General features: G+C 71.5%; 14 protein-coding genes. 5 read left to right on the plus strand and 9 right to left on the minus strand.

Annotated features, from left to right (window positions below; translation table 11 throughout):
• Nucleotides 1–13 precede the first annotated feature (13 nt).
• The 3 genes from ACZ7CD_RS16110 (at nt 14) to ACZ7CD_RS16120 (ending at nt 3,355) form a co-directional block, all read left to right on the plus strand.
• A complete protein-coding gene (locus ACZ7CD_RS16110; protein WP_360387154.1) occupies nt 14–478 on the plus strand; it encodes a hypothetical protein in 465 nt (154 codons plus the stop codon).
• Entirely contained in the window at nt 462–1,970 is a 1,509-nt protein-coding gene (locus ACZ7CD_RS16115; protein WP_458433329.1) for a flagellar basal body protein FliL, read from the plus strand. Before ACZ7CD_RS16110 ends, ACZ7CD_RS16115 begins: the two co-directional genes overlap by 17 nt.
• An 83-nt stretch (nt 1,971–2,053) precedes the next feature.
• Nucleotides 2,054–3,355 (plus strand): FAD-dependent monooxygenase, encoded by a 1,302-nt coding sequence (locus tag ACZ7CD_RS16120; protein WP_360387149.1) that lies wholly within the window; start codon nt 2,054–2,056, stop codon nt 3,353–3,355.
• On the opposite strand, the gene ACZ7CD_RS16125 is transcribed toward ACZ7CD_RS16120, so the two are convergent.
• Genes ACZ7CD_RS16125 through ACZ7CD_RS16135 form a run of 3 tightly spaced genes read right to left on the minus strand, consistent with a single transcriptional unit; the run spans nt 3,275 to nt 7,328 of the window.
• Nucleotides 3,275–5,992 (minus strand): BTAD domain-containing putative transcriptional regulator, encoded by a 2,718-nt coding sequence (locus tag ACZ7CD_RS16125; RefSeq protein WP_360387146.1) that lies wholly within the window; start codon nt 5,990–5,992, stop codon nt 3,275–3,277. The two genes, ACZ7CD_RS16120 and ACZ7CD_RS16125, sit on opposite strands and share 81 nt — an antisense overlap.
• On the minus strand, nt 5,989–6,621 hold the full coding sequence (locus tag ACZ7CD_RS16130; RefSeq protein ID WP_360387143.1) for a hypothetical protein: 633 nt from the start codon (nt 6,619–6,621) through the stop codon (nt 5,989–5,991). The genes ACZ7CD_RS16125 and ACZ7CD_RS16130 overlap by 4 nt, the downstream gene beginning before the upstream one ends.
• A complete protein-coding gene (locus tag ACZ7CD_RS16135) occupies nt 6,618–7,328 on the minus strand; it encodes an ATP-binding cassette domain-containing protein (protein WP_360387141.1) in 711 nt (236 codons plus the stop codon). Before ACZ7CD_RS16135 ends, ACZ7CD_RS16130 begins: the two co-directional genes overlap by 4 nt.
• Nucleotides 7,329–7,520: 192 nt before the next feature.
• On the opposite strand from ACZ7CD_RS16135, the gene acnA reads away from it, so the two are divergent.
• Both acnA and ACZ7CD_RS16145 read left to right on the plus strand, forming a co-directional pair.
• Entirely contained in the window at nt 7,521–10,331 is a 2,811-nt protein-coding gene (gene acnA, locus ACZ7CD_RS16140) for an aconitate hydratase AcnA (protein ID WP_360387138.1), read from the plus strand.
• Between the two features lie 143 nt (nt 10,332–10,474).
• A complete protein-coding gene (locus ACZ7CD_RS16145; protein WP_360387135.1) occupies nt 10,475–10,900 on the plus strand; it encodes a DUF1761 domain-containing protein in 426 nt (141 codons plus the stop codon).
• Here the strand turns inward: ACZ7CD_RS16145 and ACZ7CD_RS16150 are convergent.
• From ACZ7CD_RS16150 to ribD, 6 genes are all read right to left on the minus strand, one after another.
• A complete protein-coding gene (locus ACZ7CD_RS16150) occupies nt 10,897–11,541 on the minus strand; it encodes a dihydrofolate reductase family protein (RefSeq protein WP_360387133.1) in 645 nt (214 codons plus the stop codon). The genes ACZ7CD_RS16145 and ACZ7CD_RS16150 overlap by 4 nt on opposite strands.
• A gap of 71 nt (nt 11,542–11,612) precedes the next feature.
• A complete protein-coding gene (locus ACZ7CD_RS16155; protein WP_458433334.1) occupies nt 11,613–12,050 on the minus strand; it encodes a PH domain-containing protein in 438 nt (145 codons plus the stop codon).
• Nucleotides 12,047–12,544: a 6,7-dimethyl-8-ribityllumazine synthase gene (ribH, locus tag ACZ7CD_RS16160; protein WP_360387128.1), complete on the minus strand. Its 498-nt coding sequence runs from the start codon at nt 12,542–12,544 to the stop codon at nt 12,047–12,049. The genes ACZ7CD_RS16155 and ribH overlap by 4 nt, the downstream gene beginning before the upstream one ends.
• A complete protein-coding gene (locus ACZ7CD_RS16165; RefSeq protein WP_360387125.1) occupies nt 12,541–13,803 on the minus strand; it encodes a bifunctional 3,4-dihydroxy-2-butanone-4-phosphate synthase/GTP cyclohydrolase II in 1,263 nt (420 codons plus the stop codon). The genes ribH and ACZ7CD_RS16165 overlap by 4 nt, the downstream gene beginning before the upstream one ends.
• The gene (locus ACZ7CD_RS16170; RefSeq protein ID WP_458433335.1) at nt 13,800–14,420 is read right to left on the minus strand and encodes a riboflavin synthase; all 621 of its coding nucleotides are present in this window, start codon (nt 14,418–14,420) and stop codon (nt 13,800–13,802) included. The genes ACZ7CD_RS16165 and ACZ7CD_RS16170 overlap by 4 nt, the downstream gene beginning before the upstream one ends.
• Before the next feature lie 8 nt (nt 14,421–14,428).
• Entirely contained in the window at nt 14,429–15,412 is a 984-nt protein-coding gene (gene ribD / locus ACZ7CD_RS16175; RefSeq protein WP_470379285.1) for a bifunctional diaminohydroxyphosphoribosylaminopyrimidine deaminase/5-amino-6-(5-phosphoribosylamino)uracil reductase RibD, read from the minus strand.
• Nucleotides 15,413–15,419: the final 7 nt, after the last annotated feature.

A 15,419-nucleotide genomic window follows, 5' to 3' on the forward strand; every position in this document is an offset into this window, starting at 1 on the left:
TCACACTAGTCCCGTGCGCAGCGCTGTGGGAGCCGCGATCGCGGCAGTGGGCTTGGTCACTCAGATCACCGGAACGTTCTTGCCCTGGCTCAAGTCGGGATCGACCACGAGGGACAGTTACCAGGTGCTCTCGCTCCGTGATCTCGCCGGGTTGGACGGGGTGGCGGGCGGCGTCGTGACGGGGGTGTGGGTCGGGCTGACCCCGCTGGCCGTACTGGCGATCGCCCTGCACGTGGTCCGATTTCGTCGAATCGCCGCATGCGCGGCGCTCCTCTTTGGCACGATCGGGGGAACCGTGGCCCTGGTTGCCACGGTCCAAGGGGACAGCAAGGGCGCATTGGTCGGCATCAGCACGACCGGACCCGTCGTCACCCTTGCCGGTGCTGTGCTGACGATCGTGGGGGCGATCACGGTGCTCACCTCGACCAGGCGCAGCGCAGTGATGACCTCAGGAGGGAACCGTGAGCTACCCGGGTAGCGGCGGACAGTGGCAGCCGCAGAACGATCCGTACGGGCAGCAGCACCAGCAGGGTGGTCATCCGCAGACCGGCCCGCAGGGCTACCCGCAACAGCAGCCGCAGCAGGGCGGTTTTCCGCAGACCGGGCCGCAGGGGTTCCCGCAGCAGGGCTACCCGCAGCAGCAGAACTTCCCGCAGCAGGGCTTTCCCCAGCAGGGTTTTCCCCAGCAGGGCTTCGACCAGCAGCCCTACGGCTACGCGCCGATGGGTGGCGAGCCGCCGAAGAAGAAGCGCACCGGCCTGGTGATCACGGCCGTGGTCGCGGTGCTGCTGCTCGTCGGCGGTGGCGTCACGTTCTTCGCGCTGCAGAAGTCGAACCCCGCGGCGAACGCCGGCAAGGACACGCCGGAGGTCGCGGCGAAGAACCTCGTCGAGCAGCTCGGCAGCGGTGACGTCGTCGGCATCATGGCCTCGCTCGCACCCGCGGAGGCCGCGCTGTCGAAGGACTACCTGGACTCGATGACGAAGGAGATGAAGCGTCTCGAGATCCTCAAGCCCGACGCGGACCCGAACAAGATGTCGGGCGTCGAGTTCAAGAGCGAGAACATCAAGTTCGACGAGGCGGCGGCCGAGAAGGTCAACGACCACCTCACGATCAACAAACTGACCGAGGGCAAGATCACCATCACCTCGGACATCTCCAAGGTCCCGCTGACCGACAAGCTGATGGACGCCATCGGCGACAAGGTCAGCATGACCAAGTCGGAGACCAAGACCTACGACATCTCGGCCGAGGTCAAGAAGCGCGGCAAGCCGATCGGCATCGCGTCGATCAAGGTCGATGACAAGTGGTACCCGAGCGCCTTCTACACGATCGCCAACGCGGTCCTGGAGGAGGAGAAGCTCACCTGGCCGGCCAAGGGCATCGCGGCACAGGGCGCGGGCTCGCCGGAGGACGCGGCGAAGCAGCTGGTCACCGCGGCGCTGGACGGCGACATGGAGAAGGTCATCGCCACGCTGCCGCCGGACGAGGCCGGTGTGCTGCACGACCTCGGCCCGGTGCTGCTGGACCAGATCGGCAGCGTGGACAAGACCGGCGCCAAGCTGAACGCGCTGGAGACCGACGTGAAGGACGTGGCCGGCGGCAAGCAGGTCACCGTCAAGAAGCTGTCGGTGACGGCGGAGGGCGAGACGCTCACCATCACGCGCGAGGGCGACTGCTACTCGGTTGACGTGCCCAAGCAGGGTGAGCAGAAGCTGTGCGCCGACCAGGTCACGGAGCTGCTGGAGCAGCAGGGCGGCGGCAAGAGCAAGATCCCGGCCGAGGCGGTCGAGGTCATCGGGCGCGTCGCCACGTCGGTCATGAAGACCGGTGTCGGCGTGGTGTCCACCGAGGTCGACGGCAAGTGGTACGTCAGCCCGGTCCGCTCGTACTACGAGGTGCTGCTGACGCTGTTCCGCGGCTTCGAGCCCAAGGACGTCGACGCGCTGATCGCGCTCATGAAGAAGTAGTTCCCGCTGGTCCGCCACGGCCCTGTCACGCGCAACAGCGACGTGACAGGGCCGTGGCAGTTCACGGGCCGAGTGTGGTCGCCATGGACACTCAGGTTCTGATCATCGGCGCCGGCCCGACCGGCCTCACCCTGGCACTCGACCTCGCCCGCCGCGGCGTCGGGTTCCGCATCGTCGACGCCTCCCCCGCACCGTTCGCGGGCTCCCGCGGCAAGGGCCTGCAGCCGCGGTCGATGGAGGTCTTCCACGACCTGGGCGTCATCGAGCCGATCCTCGCCGCCGGCCGGCTGCACATGACCATGCGCGCCTACAACGGCCGCGAGGTGCTGCGCGAGTGGGACGTCCACGAGGGCCGCCACCCGACGGCCGAACGCCCGTACGCGCGCACCATGCTCATCGCCCAGTTCCGGGTCGAGCAGGCGCTGCGCGAAGCCCTTCCCCAGCCGGTCGAGTACGGCACGGCGCTGACGTCGTTCACCCAGGACGACTCCGGTGTCACCGCGGTCGTCGGATCGGAGACCGTGCGGGCCAGGTACCTCGTCGGGTGCGACGGCGGGAAGTCGTTCGTGCGCAAGCAACTCGGCGTGTCGTTCGTCGGCGAGACGCACGAGGACCAGCGGATGCTCGTGGGCGACGTCCGGCTCTCCGGCCTGGACCGCGACCACTGGCACAGCTGGGGCGGGCGCGCGGACAGGTGGCTCGCGCTGTGCCCGTTGCCCGACACCGACCTCTTCCAGTTCCAGGCCACCGGTGACGGCGAGCCGTCGCTGGAGCTGTACCGGCAGATCGTCCGCGAGCGCACCGGCCTGGACGACGTGGTGCTGCACGAGGCGACGTGGATGTCGTTGTACCGCACCAACATCCGCATGGTCGACCGGTTCCGCGTCGGCCGGGTGTTCCTCGCGGGCGACGCGGCGCACGTGCACTCCCCCGCCGGTGCGCAGGGCATGAACACCGGCATCCAGGACGCCTACAACCTGGGCTGGAAGCTCGGGATGGAGACGTTGCTCGACACCTACGAGTCCGAGCGCAAGCCGGTCGCGGAGTGGCTGCTCGGCATGACGACCAGGATCATGACGTCGGGCAACCCGTTCGAGCGCCGCGACGACGAGACGCTGCAGCTGTCGCTGTCGTACCGCACGACCGACGGCGAGGGACTGCAGGCCGGTGACCGGATGCCCGACGGGATGACCGACCAGGGCCGGATCTTCGACCTGCTGCGCGGCCCCGACTTCGTGACGCTGGACTTCCCCGGCGGCCCGGTGCTGGTGCGCCCGGACGGGTACGTCGCCGCGGTCGGGCGGTCAGCGGTCGACGCGTACTTCGGCGCGCACCCGGTCACGCAGCTGCACCACCGCCGGGTCGCTGCTCGGGCCGCCGCGTAGCCGTTCGGCCTCGGTCAGGGCGTCCGCCGCGGAACGGGCGTCGCCCTGGGCCAGCAGCCAGCCCGCGTACGTCTCCAGCACGCTGGCCCGCGCGGGACCGTCCGCGCTGCCGCTGACCGTGTCGAGCGCCCTCGCGTAGTGCTCACCCGCCTGGTCCAGGTGACCGAGGCGGGTGAGCGCCAGCCCGAGCCCGGCGTGGACGGTGGCGCGGAACTGGACCGCGTGCGCGTCGCCGGTGACGGCCAGCGCCCTCCGGTAGAGCCGCACCGCCTCCTCGAAGTCGCCGCCGAAGAACGCCACCTCGCCGTGCGCCTGCGCGACCCGTCCCCGGTCGAGGTCGTGCACCGGGTGCACCTGCGCGAGGTCCTCCCGCGCACCGGCCAGGTCACCGATCCGCACCTTCAGCCGCGCCGTCTGCACCAGCACCGACATCGGCACCAGCACGCTCTCCGGGTCCCCCAGCTCGGCCGCCACCCGCCGCGCCTCCGACACCGCCCGGAACCCCTCGGCGTGCGCACCGCGGTTGATCAGCACCATGACCAGGCACGACAACCCGAACACGACCGCCCACCGGTCCCCCACGGCGCGGAACAGCCGCAACGCCTCCCGGTAGGCCCGCTCCGCCTCCGGCGCCGCACCCTCGCTGAACTCCCCGGCCACCACACCGCGGACGAGCGCGGAGAACGCCCGCATCCACTCGTCACCGGACCGCTCCAGCCGGTCCGCGAGCGCCGACATCCGCCCGCCCAGCTCCGCCTGCCCCCACACCTGTCCGCTGGTGAGCATCAACGCGCACAGCGCCGTCGGCACGTCCTGCTGCCACAACCGCTCGGCCGCGAGCGCCGCCTCCGGCGTGCCCAGTGCCGCGAGCACCTCCGACAGCGGGTCGCCGGGCACCAGCGGCGCCCACCGCCGGATCTCCTCGAACCGCTTGGTCATCACCAGCCAGTGCCAGGTGCGGGCGGCCACCATCCGCCGCGCCAGCCCCTGGTCGTGCCCGACCGCCCACGCCAGTGCCGCGTCGAGGTTGGCCCGTTCGGCGTCGAACACCTCCAGTGCCTCCAGCTGGCGCGGGCCGCGGAACAGCGGCTCGGTGCGCTCGGCCAGCTCGACGTAGTGGCGCGCGTGGGCGGCCTGATCGGCCAGGCCCTGCTCCAGCGCGTACTCGCGGACGGTCTCCAGCAGCCGGTAGCGCTCGCCGGAGCGGACGACCAGCGACTTCTCGACGAGGGCGGACAGCAGGTCCTCGGTCGCCCAGAGGTCGCCTTCCGCCGAGCAGACCTCGTGCACCGCCGCGGCCGTCGCCCCGCCCACGAACACCGCGACCCGCGCCAGCAGCTCCCGCTCGTCCGGGTCCAGCAGCTCCCAGCTCCAGTCGACGACCGCCCGCAGCGTCCGGTGCCGCACCGGACCGGTCCGCGTCCCGCGGTCCAGCAGCCGCAGCCGGCTCCCGACGCGTGCCTCCAGCTGCCGGGCCGACAGCGACCGCGCCCGTGCCGCCGCCAGTTCCAGCGCCAGCGGGATTCCTTCCAGCGCAACGCACACACGCCGCACCACGGCCTGGTCCAGCGCCGCTCCGACCCGTGCCGAGAACAGCCGCACGGAATGGTCGAGGTCCAGCGGTGCCACCGGGTGCACCACCTCGCCGGGGATGCCCAGCGGTTCCCGCGATGTCGCCAGCACCCGCACCCCCGGTGCCTCCGCCAGCAACCGCGCGCACAGCGAAGCCGCCGCGTCCACCACGTGCTCGCAGTTGTCCAGCACCACCAGCGACGTGCCCAGCCGGTCGAACACCGGCATCGCCAGCGGGTTCGGGCCCAGCGCCGCGTCGAGTGCGGCCAGCGGGTCGGCCGCCGAGTCCAGCTCCACGAACCACGCCGAGGCGCAGGACGAAGCGTGTGCCAGGGCCAGCCGCGTCTTGCCGACCCCGCCGAACCCGGTCAGCGTCACCAGCCGGTTCGCCGCCAGCAGCCCGCCGAGCGCGTCCAGGTCCTCGCCCCGGCCCACGAACGACCCCACCGGTGCCGGCAGGTTGCCGCGCACGCCGCGGTCCCGCAGCACCGCGAGGTGGGCCGCCGCCAGCGCTTCGCCGGGGTCCACGCCCAGCTCCTCCGCCAGCGCGGCGCGGACCCGTTCGTGCACGGCCAGCGCGTCCGAGCGCCGGCCCGCGGCGTGCAGGGCCAGCATCAGCCGCGCCTGCACGTCCTCGCGCAGCGGGTGAGCCGCCGCCAGCGCCTCCAGCCCGGTCAGGTCGTCGCGCAGCAACGCGAGCCGCACCGCCTCGTCGACCGCGAACGGCGCGTCCTCGAACGGGGCACCGCGCCACAGCGCCGCGTCGCGCGTGCGGAGGAACTCCTCGACGTCGGTGTCCGCTTCAAGCCGGTAGCCGCCCGCGTGCGAGGAGATCACGGACGCGCCGACCGCCCGCCGCAGCCGGGACACCAGCGACTGCAACGCGGCGGCGCCGTCGGCCGGTGGCTCGTCCGGCCACAGGTCCGCGATCAGCTGCTCGGCGGTGACCACCCGGCCCGGCTGCATCGCGAGCCGGATCAGCAGCCACCGCAACCGCTTGCCGCGCACCTCCACCGGCCCGTCGCCGCGGACGACGAGCGGTCCCAGCACGTCGACGCGCGTCACGCCCGCCGCACTCCCAGCGCGACCGCGCCCGCCACCAGCACCGCGCCGACCGCTCCCGCCCACAGCACCGACAGCGACACCTGGTTGTGCCCCAGCGCGTCGAGCACCCAGCCGAGCGGCGTGCCGCGGCCCAGCGGGTAGGTCAGGACGACCACGGTGAACACCGCGAGCACCGTCCGCCCGATCGCGTCGAACACCGGCCGCGCGAACATCAGGCCCACGCCGACGCCGAGCAACGCGACCGCCGTGTGCGCGCCGAGCCCCACCAGGAACTCGCCGACCGTGTACGGGTGCGGGTTCGTGACCACCGGCCACACCGCCGCCAGCACCGCCATCGCCACCGCGAACAGCACGGCCACCACCGCGACCGCGCCGAGCACCCGCGACCAGCCGCCGGCCGACACCACGGTGATCTCGCGCCGCACCACGTCCTCCGACGTAGCCACGACGACCGCCATCCACGCGCAGACGGGGTACAGCAACGCCGACGACCCCGAGTACGCCTCCAGCGGCTGCCCGGCGTCCGAGGAGAACAGCATCCCCATGACGCCGAGGAACACCAGCACCGGGGCCAGGAACCGCTGTCCCCGCAGCACGTCCGCCGCGAGGTACCGCACCAGCGAGGTCATCGCACGCTCCGCACCGAGCACCCGAGCCGCAGCGCCTCCGCCAGCACCGAGTCGCTGCGGTCCGGTGCCACGACCACCCGCGCAGACGTCCCGCGCGACAGCACCGACCGCACGCCCTCCAGCGCCTCCAGCGCGTCGAGCCCCACGACCCGGCTCAGCTCGATCGTCACGTGGCCGCCCGCGAGGTCCACCCGCGTCGCGTCCGCGAGGTGCCCCTCGTGGTCGGACACCAGCGCCGTCCGCCCCCGCAGCAACTCCACCAGCTCCGCCGACGCCGCCGGGTCCAGGCCGCTCCACGGCTCGTCGAGCACCAGCACGTCGGAGGCGAGGAACGCCTGCGCGAGCGCCACCTTCTGCGCGTTGCCCTTCGACAGCGCGGACATCGGCGCGGTCAGCGAGCCGACGAACCCCAGCCGCTCCAGCACGTCGTTGGCCGCGGAACGCCGGACCCGTCCCATGTGCGCGAGGTAGGACGAGGCGGACATCCGGACGTCGGACGGGAACCGCTCCGGCACGTACCCGACCGACGCGGGCCGCACGACCCGTCCCGACGTCGGCCGCAGCACCCCCGCCGCGATCTTGAGCAGGGTGGACTTGCCGGTGCCGTTCGCGCCGGTCAGCACCACCAGCTCGGACACCTCCAGCGTGAGGTCGCGCAGCACCCAGGGCCCGCGCCCGTACCGCTGGGAAACCTGATCGAGGAGCACCACGCCAAGATAGCCACAGCCGGCACGGCGGCGTCGCCCTCCGCGCCGCGCGGGTGAGTTAGGACAACCTGGGTTGAAGCGGCTTACAGGACAAGCGTACTGTTTGGGGTCGAGGGGCAGTGGTCGACCGGTTGAGGAAGACTCTCCCCGTACCCGAACTGACCACCGCGCTGTCACCAGATGGAGTTGCACGTGACCAACAGCCTGGACAGCTTCGGCGCCCGCGGCACGCTCAACGTCGGCGACGCCTCGTACGAGGTGTTCCGGCTGAGCGCCGTGGAGGGCGCGGAGCGTCTGCCGTTCAGCCTGAAGATCCTGCTGGAGAACCTGCTGCGGACCGAGGACGGCGCGAACATCACCGCCGACCACGTGCGCGCTCTCGCCAACTGGGACCCCACCGCGGAGCCCGACACCGAGATCCAGTTCACGCCCGCGCGCGTCGTGATGCAGGACTTCACCGGCGTCCCCTGCGTCGTCGACCTCGCCACCATGCGCGAGGCCGTCACCCAGCTCGGCGGCGACGCCGAGAAGGTGAACCCGCTCGCGCCCGCTGAGCTCGTGATCGACCACTCGGTCATCGCCGACATCTTCGGCCGCCCGGACGCGTTCGAGCTGAACGTCGACCTGGAGTACGAGCGCAACCGCGAGCGCTACCAGTTCCTGCGCTGGGGCCAGACCGCGTTCGACGAGTTCAAGGTCGTCCCGCCCGGCACCGGCATCGTCCACCAGGTCAACATCGAGCACCTCGCTCGCGTCGTCATGGTCCGGGGCGGCCAGGCGTACCCGGACACGCTGGTCGGCACCGACTCGCACACCACGATGGTCAACGGCATCGGCGTGCTGGGCTGGGGCGTCGGCGGCATCGAGGCCGAGGCCGCGATGCTCGGCCAGCCGGTCTCCATGCTGATCCCGCGGGTCGTGGGCTTCAAGCTCTCCGGTGAGCTGCCCCCCGGCGCCACCGCCACCGACCTCGTGCTCACGATCACCGAGATGCTGCGCAAGCAGGGCGTCGTCGGCAAGTTCGTCGAGTTCTACGGCGAGGGCGTCGGCGCGGTGCCGCTCGCGAACCGCGCCACCATCGGCAACATGTCGCCGGAGTTCGGCTCCACGGTCGGCATCTTCCCGATCGACGGCGAGACCATCGACTACCTGCGCCTGACCGGCCGGTCCGAGGAGCAGATCGCGCTCGTCGAGGCCTACGCCAAGGAGCAGGGCCTCTGGCACGACCCGTCCCGCGAGCCGGTGTTCTCCGAGACGCTGGAGCTCGACCTGGCGACGGTCGTCCCGTCCATCGCCGGCCCGAAGCGCCCGCAGGACCGCATCGAGCTGACCTCCGCCAAGGAGGCGTTCCGCCAGGCACTGGGCGCCTACGTCGCGCACACCGACGGCCAGGAGCTGTCCGGCGTGGACGAGGCCGTCGACGACACGTTCCCGGCCAGCGACCCGATCGCCGTCCACGAGGGCGAGAACGGCTCCGGCACGCCGAAGGTGGTCCACACCGCCGCGGAGGGCGCCACCGGCCGGGTGTCGAACCCGGTCAAGGTCTCCCTCGACGGCAACGAGTTCGAGCTGGACCACGGCGCCGTCGCGATCGCCGCGATCACGTCGTGCACCAACACCTCGAACCCGTCCGTGATGCTCGGTGCGGCCCTGCTCGCGAAGAAGGCCGTCGAGCGCGGCCTCGAGCGCAAGCCGTGGGTCAAGACGACCCTGGCGCCGGGCTCGAAGGTCGTCATGGACTACTACGAGCGCGCCGGCCTCATGCCGTACCTGGAGAAGCTCGGCTTCCACCTGGTCGGCTACGGCTGCACCACCTGCATCGGCAACTCGGGCCCGCTGCAGGACGAGATCTCGGCGGGTGTGCAGGAGGGCGACCTCGCGGTCGTCTCGGTGCTGTCGGGCAACCGCAACTTCGAGGGCCGGATCAACCCGGACATCAAGATGAACTACCTCGCGTCGCCGCCGCTGGTCGTGGCGTACGCGCTGGCCGGTTCGATGGACAAGGACATCACCACCGAGCCGCTGGGCACGGACACCGAGGGCAAGCCGGTGTACCTGTCGGAGATCTGGCCGTCGCCGGCCGAGATCGCCGAGGTCATCTCGACCTCGATCTCCGCGGAGGGCTTCACCAAGGGCTACACCAACGTGTTCTCCGGTGACGAGCGCTGGCAGTCGCTGCCCACGCCGACCGGCAACACGTTCGAGTGGGACGCCGAGTCCACCTACGTGCGCAAGCCCCCGTACTTCGAGGGCATGGAGATGGAGCCGAAGCCGGTCACCGACGTCGCGGGCGCCCGCGTCCTCGCGCTGCTGGGCGACTCGGTCACCACCGACCACATCTCCCCCGCCGGTTCGATCAAGGCCGACTCGCCCGCGGGCAAGTACCTGACCGAGCACGGCGTGGAGCGCAAGGACTTCAACTCCTACGGCTCCCGCCGCGGCAACCACGAGGTGATGATCCGCGGCACGTTCGCGAACATCCGTCTGCGCAACCTCCTGCTCGACGACGTCCAGGGCGGCTTCACCCGCAACTTCCTGGAGGCCGACGCCCCGCAGACCACCATCTACGACGCGTCGGTGGCCTACGCGGAGGCGGGCGTCCCGCTGGTCGTGCTGGCGGGCAAGGAGTACGGCTCCGGTTCGTCGCGCGACTGGGCGGCCAAGGGCACCTCGCTGCTCGGCGTCCGCACCGTCATCGCCGAGTCCTACGAGCGCATCCACCGCTCGAACCTGATCGGCATGGGCGTCCTGCCGCTGCAGTTCCCGGCCGGCGAGACCGCCGCGTCGCTGGGCCTCGACGGCACCGAGACGTTCGACTTCACCGGCATCACGGAGCTGAACAACGGCACCACGCCGTCGACGGTGCACGTGACCGCTACGAAGGCCGACGGCGCGAAGGTGGAGTTCGACGCGGTCGTCCGCATCGACACGCCCGGTGAGGCGGACTACTACCGCAATGGCGGCATCATGCAGTACGTGCTGCGCAAGATGGTCCGCAGCTAGGTTCTGCCGCCGGACCAAGACCGAAGGGCCGTTCACACCCCGGTGTGGGCGGCCCTTCGGTGTGCCGCCCGGACCGCACAGCGGTAACGGTGGCGCCCGGGAGTGCGATGCCAAGACACCCTGACACCCGCGGGAGACCTCACATGAGCCTGAGCGTGCTCGGCGACCTCAACTGGTTCGCCGTCGTCGTCGCCACCGTCGCGTACTACGGGCTGGGCGCGATCTGGTACGCCGAGTTCGCCTTCGGCAGGGCCTGGCGGCGGTCGCTGGGCTGGGACCTCACCCCGCCCGAGCGCATCGGCTCCAGCGTCTACACGATCCCGCTGGCCACCTGTTTCGCCGCGACGCTGGCGGTCGCGATGGTCGCCGCCGCGTCCGGTACCGACGACGTGCTGGAGGGCTTGCTGCTCGGCCTGGTCGTGGGTGTCGGTGTCGCGTTCCCGGTGATGTTCGTGGGCGGGGTGTTCGACACGACGAAGCCCGCCCCGAAGGCCTCGGTGGCCATCGGGGCGGGCTTCCACGTCATCGGCCTCGGGCTCGTCGGAGCGATCCTGGGCCTGTGGCGTTAGCGGCGCCAGAACAGGTGGTGCACCACACCGCTCGGGCTGGGCACCACGTCCAGGTGGTAGCGGTCGAGCAGCTCGTCGGGCGAGTCCCACAGCCGCAGCCCGTCCCCCAGGCTCACCGGGGACACGGCGACGTGCAGCGTGTCGACGAGACCCGCGTCGAGGAACCGGCGGATGGTCGTGACGCCGCCGCCGAGCCGGACGTCCTTGCCCTGTGCGGCCTCCCGCGCCTGCTCCAGCACCGCCGCCGGGTCACCGCCGACGAAGTGGAACGTGGTGTCCGAGAGCGTGATGGACGGCCGTTCGTGGTGGGTCAGGACGAACACCGGGGTGTGGAACGGCGGCTCGTCGCCCCACCAGCCCTGCCACTCGTGGTCGGTCCACGGTCCGCGCTGGTACCCGAACTTGTTGCGGCCCATGATCTCCGCGCCGATGTTGTTCGTGAAGTCGCGGGTGAGGTAGTCGTCCAGGCCGCGGCTGCCACCGGGCTCGGTGCGGTTGGGCCAGCTCGCCGTGGCGCCGGCCCAGCCGAACAGCTTCCCCGCGTCGGGCAGGCCGAACGGGTTGTCGAAGCTCTGGTGCTCACCGGCGGCGACCCCGTCGCTGGTGACGTTGAAGTTCTGCACTCGCAGCAGCTGTGCCACGTGTTCCTCCGAGTTGTGCCGACGTCGACCGGGTTGACTCGCCGAGCCGGCAGAACTCATCGCCTCGGGCGCTACCGACCGGCCTTGTGCAGCTCGCGCAACGCGCGCACGGACGTGACGGCGTAGTCGCGGTCCACGGCCTGCACGGCCATGATCGAGATGTACTCGTCCTCCGGCAGCTCCAGCCGGGCCCACGCGGCACCGTCGGGGAAGCTGATCGCCAGCACGTCACCCCACGCGAAGCGGTGCGACGTCACGACGTTGCGGATCTCGATGCCGGTGGCGTCGGCCCTGACCCGCGGCCGGGTCAGCAGCAGCACACCGCCGGCGAGCAGGAAGCCGAGCACGATCATGGCGACCTGGTCGGAGGTCCGGAAGATCACGCCGGTCGGGGTGTTGCCCAGCAGCAGGCCCACGACGGTGAACACGACCACCAGGCCGACCGCGCACGCCCACGCGACCTTGCGGATCTTCTTCGGGCGCAGCACCACGTCGGTCGCGGTCATCATTCGAAACCCCGCTCGGTCCAGGGCTGGCGCAGGCCGCGCAGCACCAGCGCGGTGTCGATCGCCGCCACGGTCGCCTCGTACCCCTTGTCCTCCACCGAGTCCGGCAGCCCGGCACGGGCCAGCGCCTGCTCCTCGGTGTCCGTCGTCAGCACGCCGTTGCCCACCGGCGTCGACTCGTCGAGCGCGACGCGGGTGAGCCCGTCGGTCACCGAGTCGCACACGTACTCGAAGTGCGGGGTGCCGCCGCGGATGACCACACCCAGCGCGACCACCGCGTCGTGGTGGCGGGCCAGCTCCTGCACCACGACGGGGAGCTCGATCGCCCCCGCCACGCGCACGACGGTCGTGTCGGCGCAGCCCGCGTCCTCGGCGGCCCTGAGGGCGCGCTCGACGAGCTGGTCGGTGATCTTCGTGTGCCAGCGCGTCGCCGCGATCGCGACGCTCAGGCCCCTGCCGTCGAGCTTCGTCTGCTCAGGACGGCCCTCGCCGCTCATTCCTGGTCCTCCGTAGCGGAAACAACGGCCTCGTACTGCTCCAGCTGGGTCAGTTCGTGGCCCATCCGGTCGCGCTTGGTGCGCAGGTACCGCAGGTTCTCCGGGTTCGGGGAGATCGGCAGCGGCACCCGGTCGAGCACGCGCAGACCGTATCCGGCCTCCAGCCCGACGCGCTTGGCCGGGTTGTTCGTCAGCAGCCGCATGGACTTGATGCCGAGGTCCACGAGGATCTGCGCGCCCGTGCCGTAGTCGCGGGCGTCGGCGGGCAGGCCCTGCGCGAGGTTCGCGTCCACGGTGTCCGCACCCTGGTCCTGCAGCTGGTAGGCCTGCAGCTTGTGCATCAGGCCGATGCCGCGGCCCTCGTGCCCGCGCATGTACAACACGACACCGCGGCCCTGTGCGGCCACGGCCTCCATCGCCGCGTCGAGCTGCGGGCCGCAGTCGCAGCGCAGCGAGCCGAGCACGTCGCCGGTGAGGCACTCGGAGTGCACGCGCACCAGCACGTCCTCGCCGTCACCGATCTCGCCGTAGACGAGCGCGACGTGCTCGATGCCGTCGAGCAGGCTGTCGTAGCCGAAGGCGGTGAACACCCCGTGCGCGGTCGGGATGCGGGCCTCGGCGGCGCGCACGACCTGGGTCTCGACCCGGCGTCGGTACGCGATCAGGTCCGCGATGGTGATGATCGCCAGGTCGTGGTCGGCGGCGAAGACCTCGAGCTCGTCGCGGCGGGCCATGTCGCCCTCGTCCTTCTGCGACACGATCTCGCAGAGCACGCCCGCGGGAGAGAGCCCGGCCAGGCGTGCCAGGTCGACGGCGGCCTCGGTGTGACCGGGACGGCGCAGCACGCCACCGGCTTTGGCGCGCAACGGGACCACGTGGCCGGGCCGGTTGAAGTCGGTGGCCTTCGAGGTCGGGTCGGCGAGCAGCCGGATCGTGCGGGCGCGGTCCGCGGCCGAGATGCCGGTGCTGACGCCCTCACGCGCGTCGACCGTGACCGTGTAGGCGGTGCCGCGCGCATCCTGGTTCGTGTGGAACATCGGCGGCAGGTCGAGGCGTTCGCAGTCCTCCTCGGTCAGCGGCACGCAGATGTAGCCGGAGGTGTAGCGGACCATGAACGCGAGCAGCTCCGGCGTCGCCTTCTCGGCGGCGAAGATCAGGTCGCCCTCGTTCTCGCGGTCCTCGTCGTCCACGACGACCACGGGGCGGCCCGCCTTGACGTCGGCGACCGCCCGTTCGATGTCAGCGAAGTCGGTGTTCACTGGGTCTCCTCGCCCGCGATGGCCCGCAGGTGCGGGACGGCCAGTCGTTCAACGTACTTCGCCAGCACGTCGACCTCCAGGTTCACGGTGGAACCCGGCGACCGGTGCCCGAGCGTGGTCAGCTCCAGCGTGGTGGGGATGAGGCTCACCGTGAACTCGTCCTCGGCGACCGTGACGACGGTCAGCGACACGCCGTCGACCGTGATCGAGCCCTTCTCCACGACGTAGCGGGCGAGCTGGGGCGGCAGTCCGATGTGGACGACCTCCCAGTGCTCCGCCTTCTCCCGCGCGAGGATCGTGCCCGTGCCGTCGACGTGGCCCTGCACGATGTGGCCACCGAGGCGCTGGCCGACGGCGGCCGCGCGCTCCAGGTTGACCCGGTCGCCCTCTGCGACCTTCGCGAGGCTGCTGCGCACGAGGGTCTCGCGCATCACGTCGGCGGTGAACGTGCCGTTCTCCACCTCCACGACGGTGAGGCACACGCCGTTCACCGCGATGGAGTCGCCGTGCTTCGCGTCGCTCGTGACGATCGGCCCGGAGACGCGGATCCGCGCCGCGTCTGGCAGGTCCTGAACCGCGACCACGTGGCCGAGTTCCTCGACGATCCCGGTGAACACCGCTCCTCCTAAGTCTGCGGAACCGCGCTGATCCGCAAGTCTGGTCCGCTCATGGTGACGTCTTCCACGGTCAACCGGACAGCGTCCGTGATGGTCGACACGCCCGCGTCCACCACGGCCGCGGGCCCGCTGCCCAGCAGCGCGGGTGCGACGTAGGCGAGCACGCGGTCGACCCGCCCGGCGCGCAGGAACGCCCCCGCCACGGTCGGACCGCCCTCCAGCAGCACGTCCACCACACCCCTCGCCGCCAGCGCGCCCAGCACCTCGTCCGGGTCGTGCGTGCGCAGGTGCAGCGCGGTGTGCCGGAGCGCGGCACCGGCCGGCAGGTCGCTCATGCCCACGACCACCGGCAACGGCTGGTGGGGCAGCAACATTCCGTCGGCGTCGCGAGCGGTCAGCGCGGGGTCGTCCGTGCGGACCGTGGTGGTGCCGACGACGATCGCGTCGAGCTTCGCGCGCAGGTCGTGGACCTCCTTGCGGGAGGTCTCGGAGCTGATCCAGCGGCTGGTGCCGTCCTGGGCGGCGATCCGGCCGTCCAGCGATGCCGCGTACTTCCACGTGACGTGCGGACGGCCCGTGCGCGCGTAGTGCAGCCACGCGCGCAGCGGGCCCTTGCTGACCTCGTCGGCGAGAAGGCCGCTCTCGACCGTGACGCCGGCCTCGCGCAGCCGTTCCGCACCGCCCGCGGCCCTCGGGTTCGGGTCGGTGACGGCGTGGACGACGTGCTTGATGCCCGCCTCCAGCAACGCGTCCGTGCACGGACCGGTGCGGCCGTGGTGTGCGCACGGTTCGAGTGTGACGACTGCGGTGCCACCGCGCGCCCTGGTTCCCGCGTCCTTGAGCGCCATCACCTCGGCGTGCGGTCCCCCGGCGGGTTGCGTGCCGCCGAACCCGACCGCCTTGCCGTGCTCGTCGAGCACGACGCAGCCCACGGGCGGGTTGGGGCTGGTGGTGCCCCGCACCCGCTCGCTCTCCGCGACGGCGAGCGCCATCGCGTCC

It is taken from the genome of Lentzea sp. NPDC036949, from assembly GCF_055608075.1.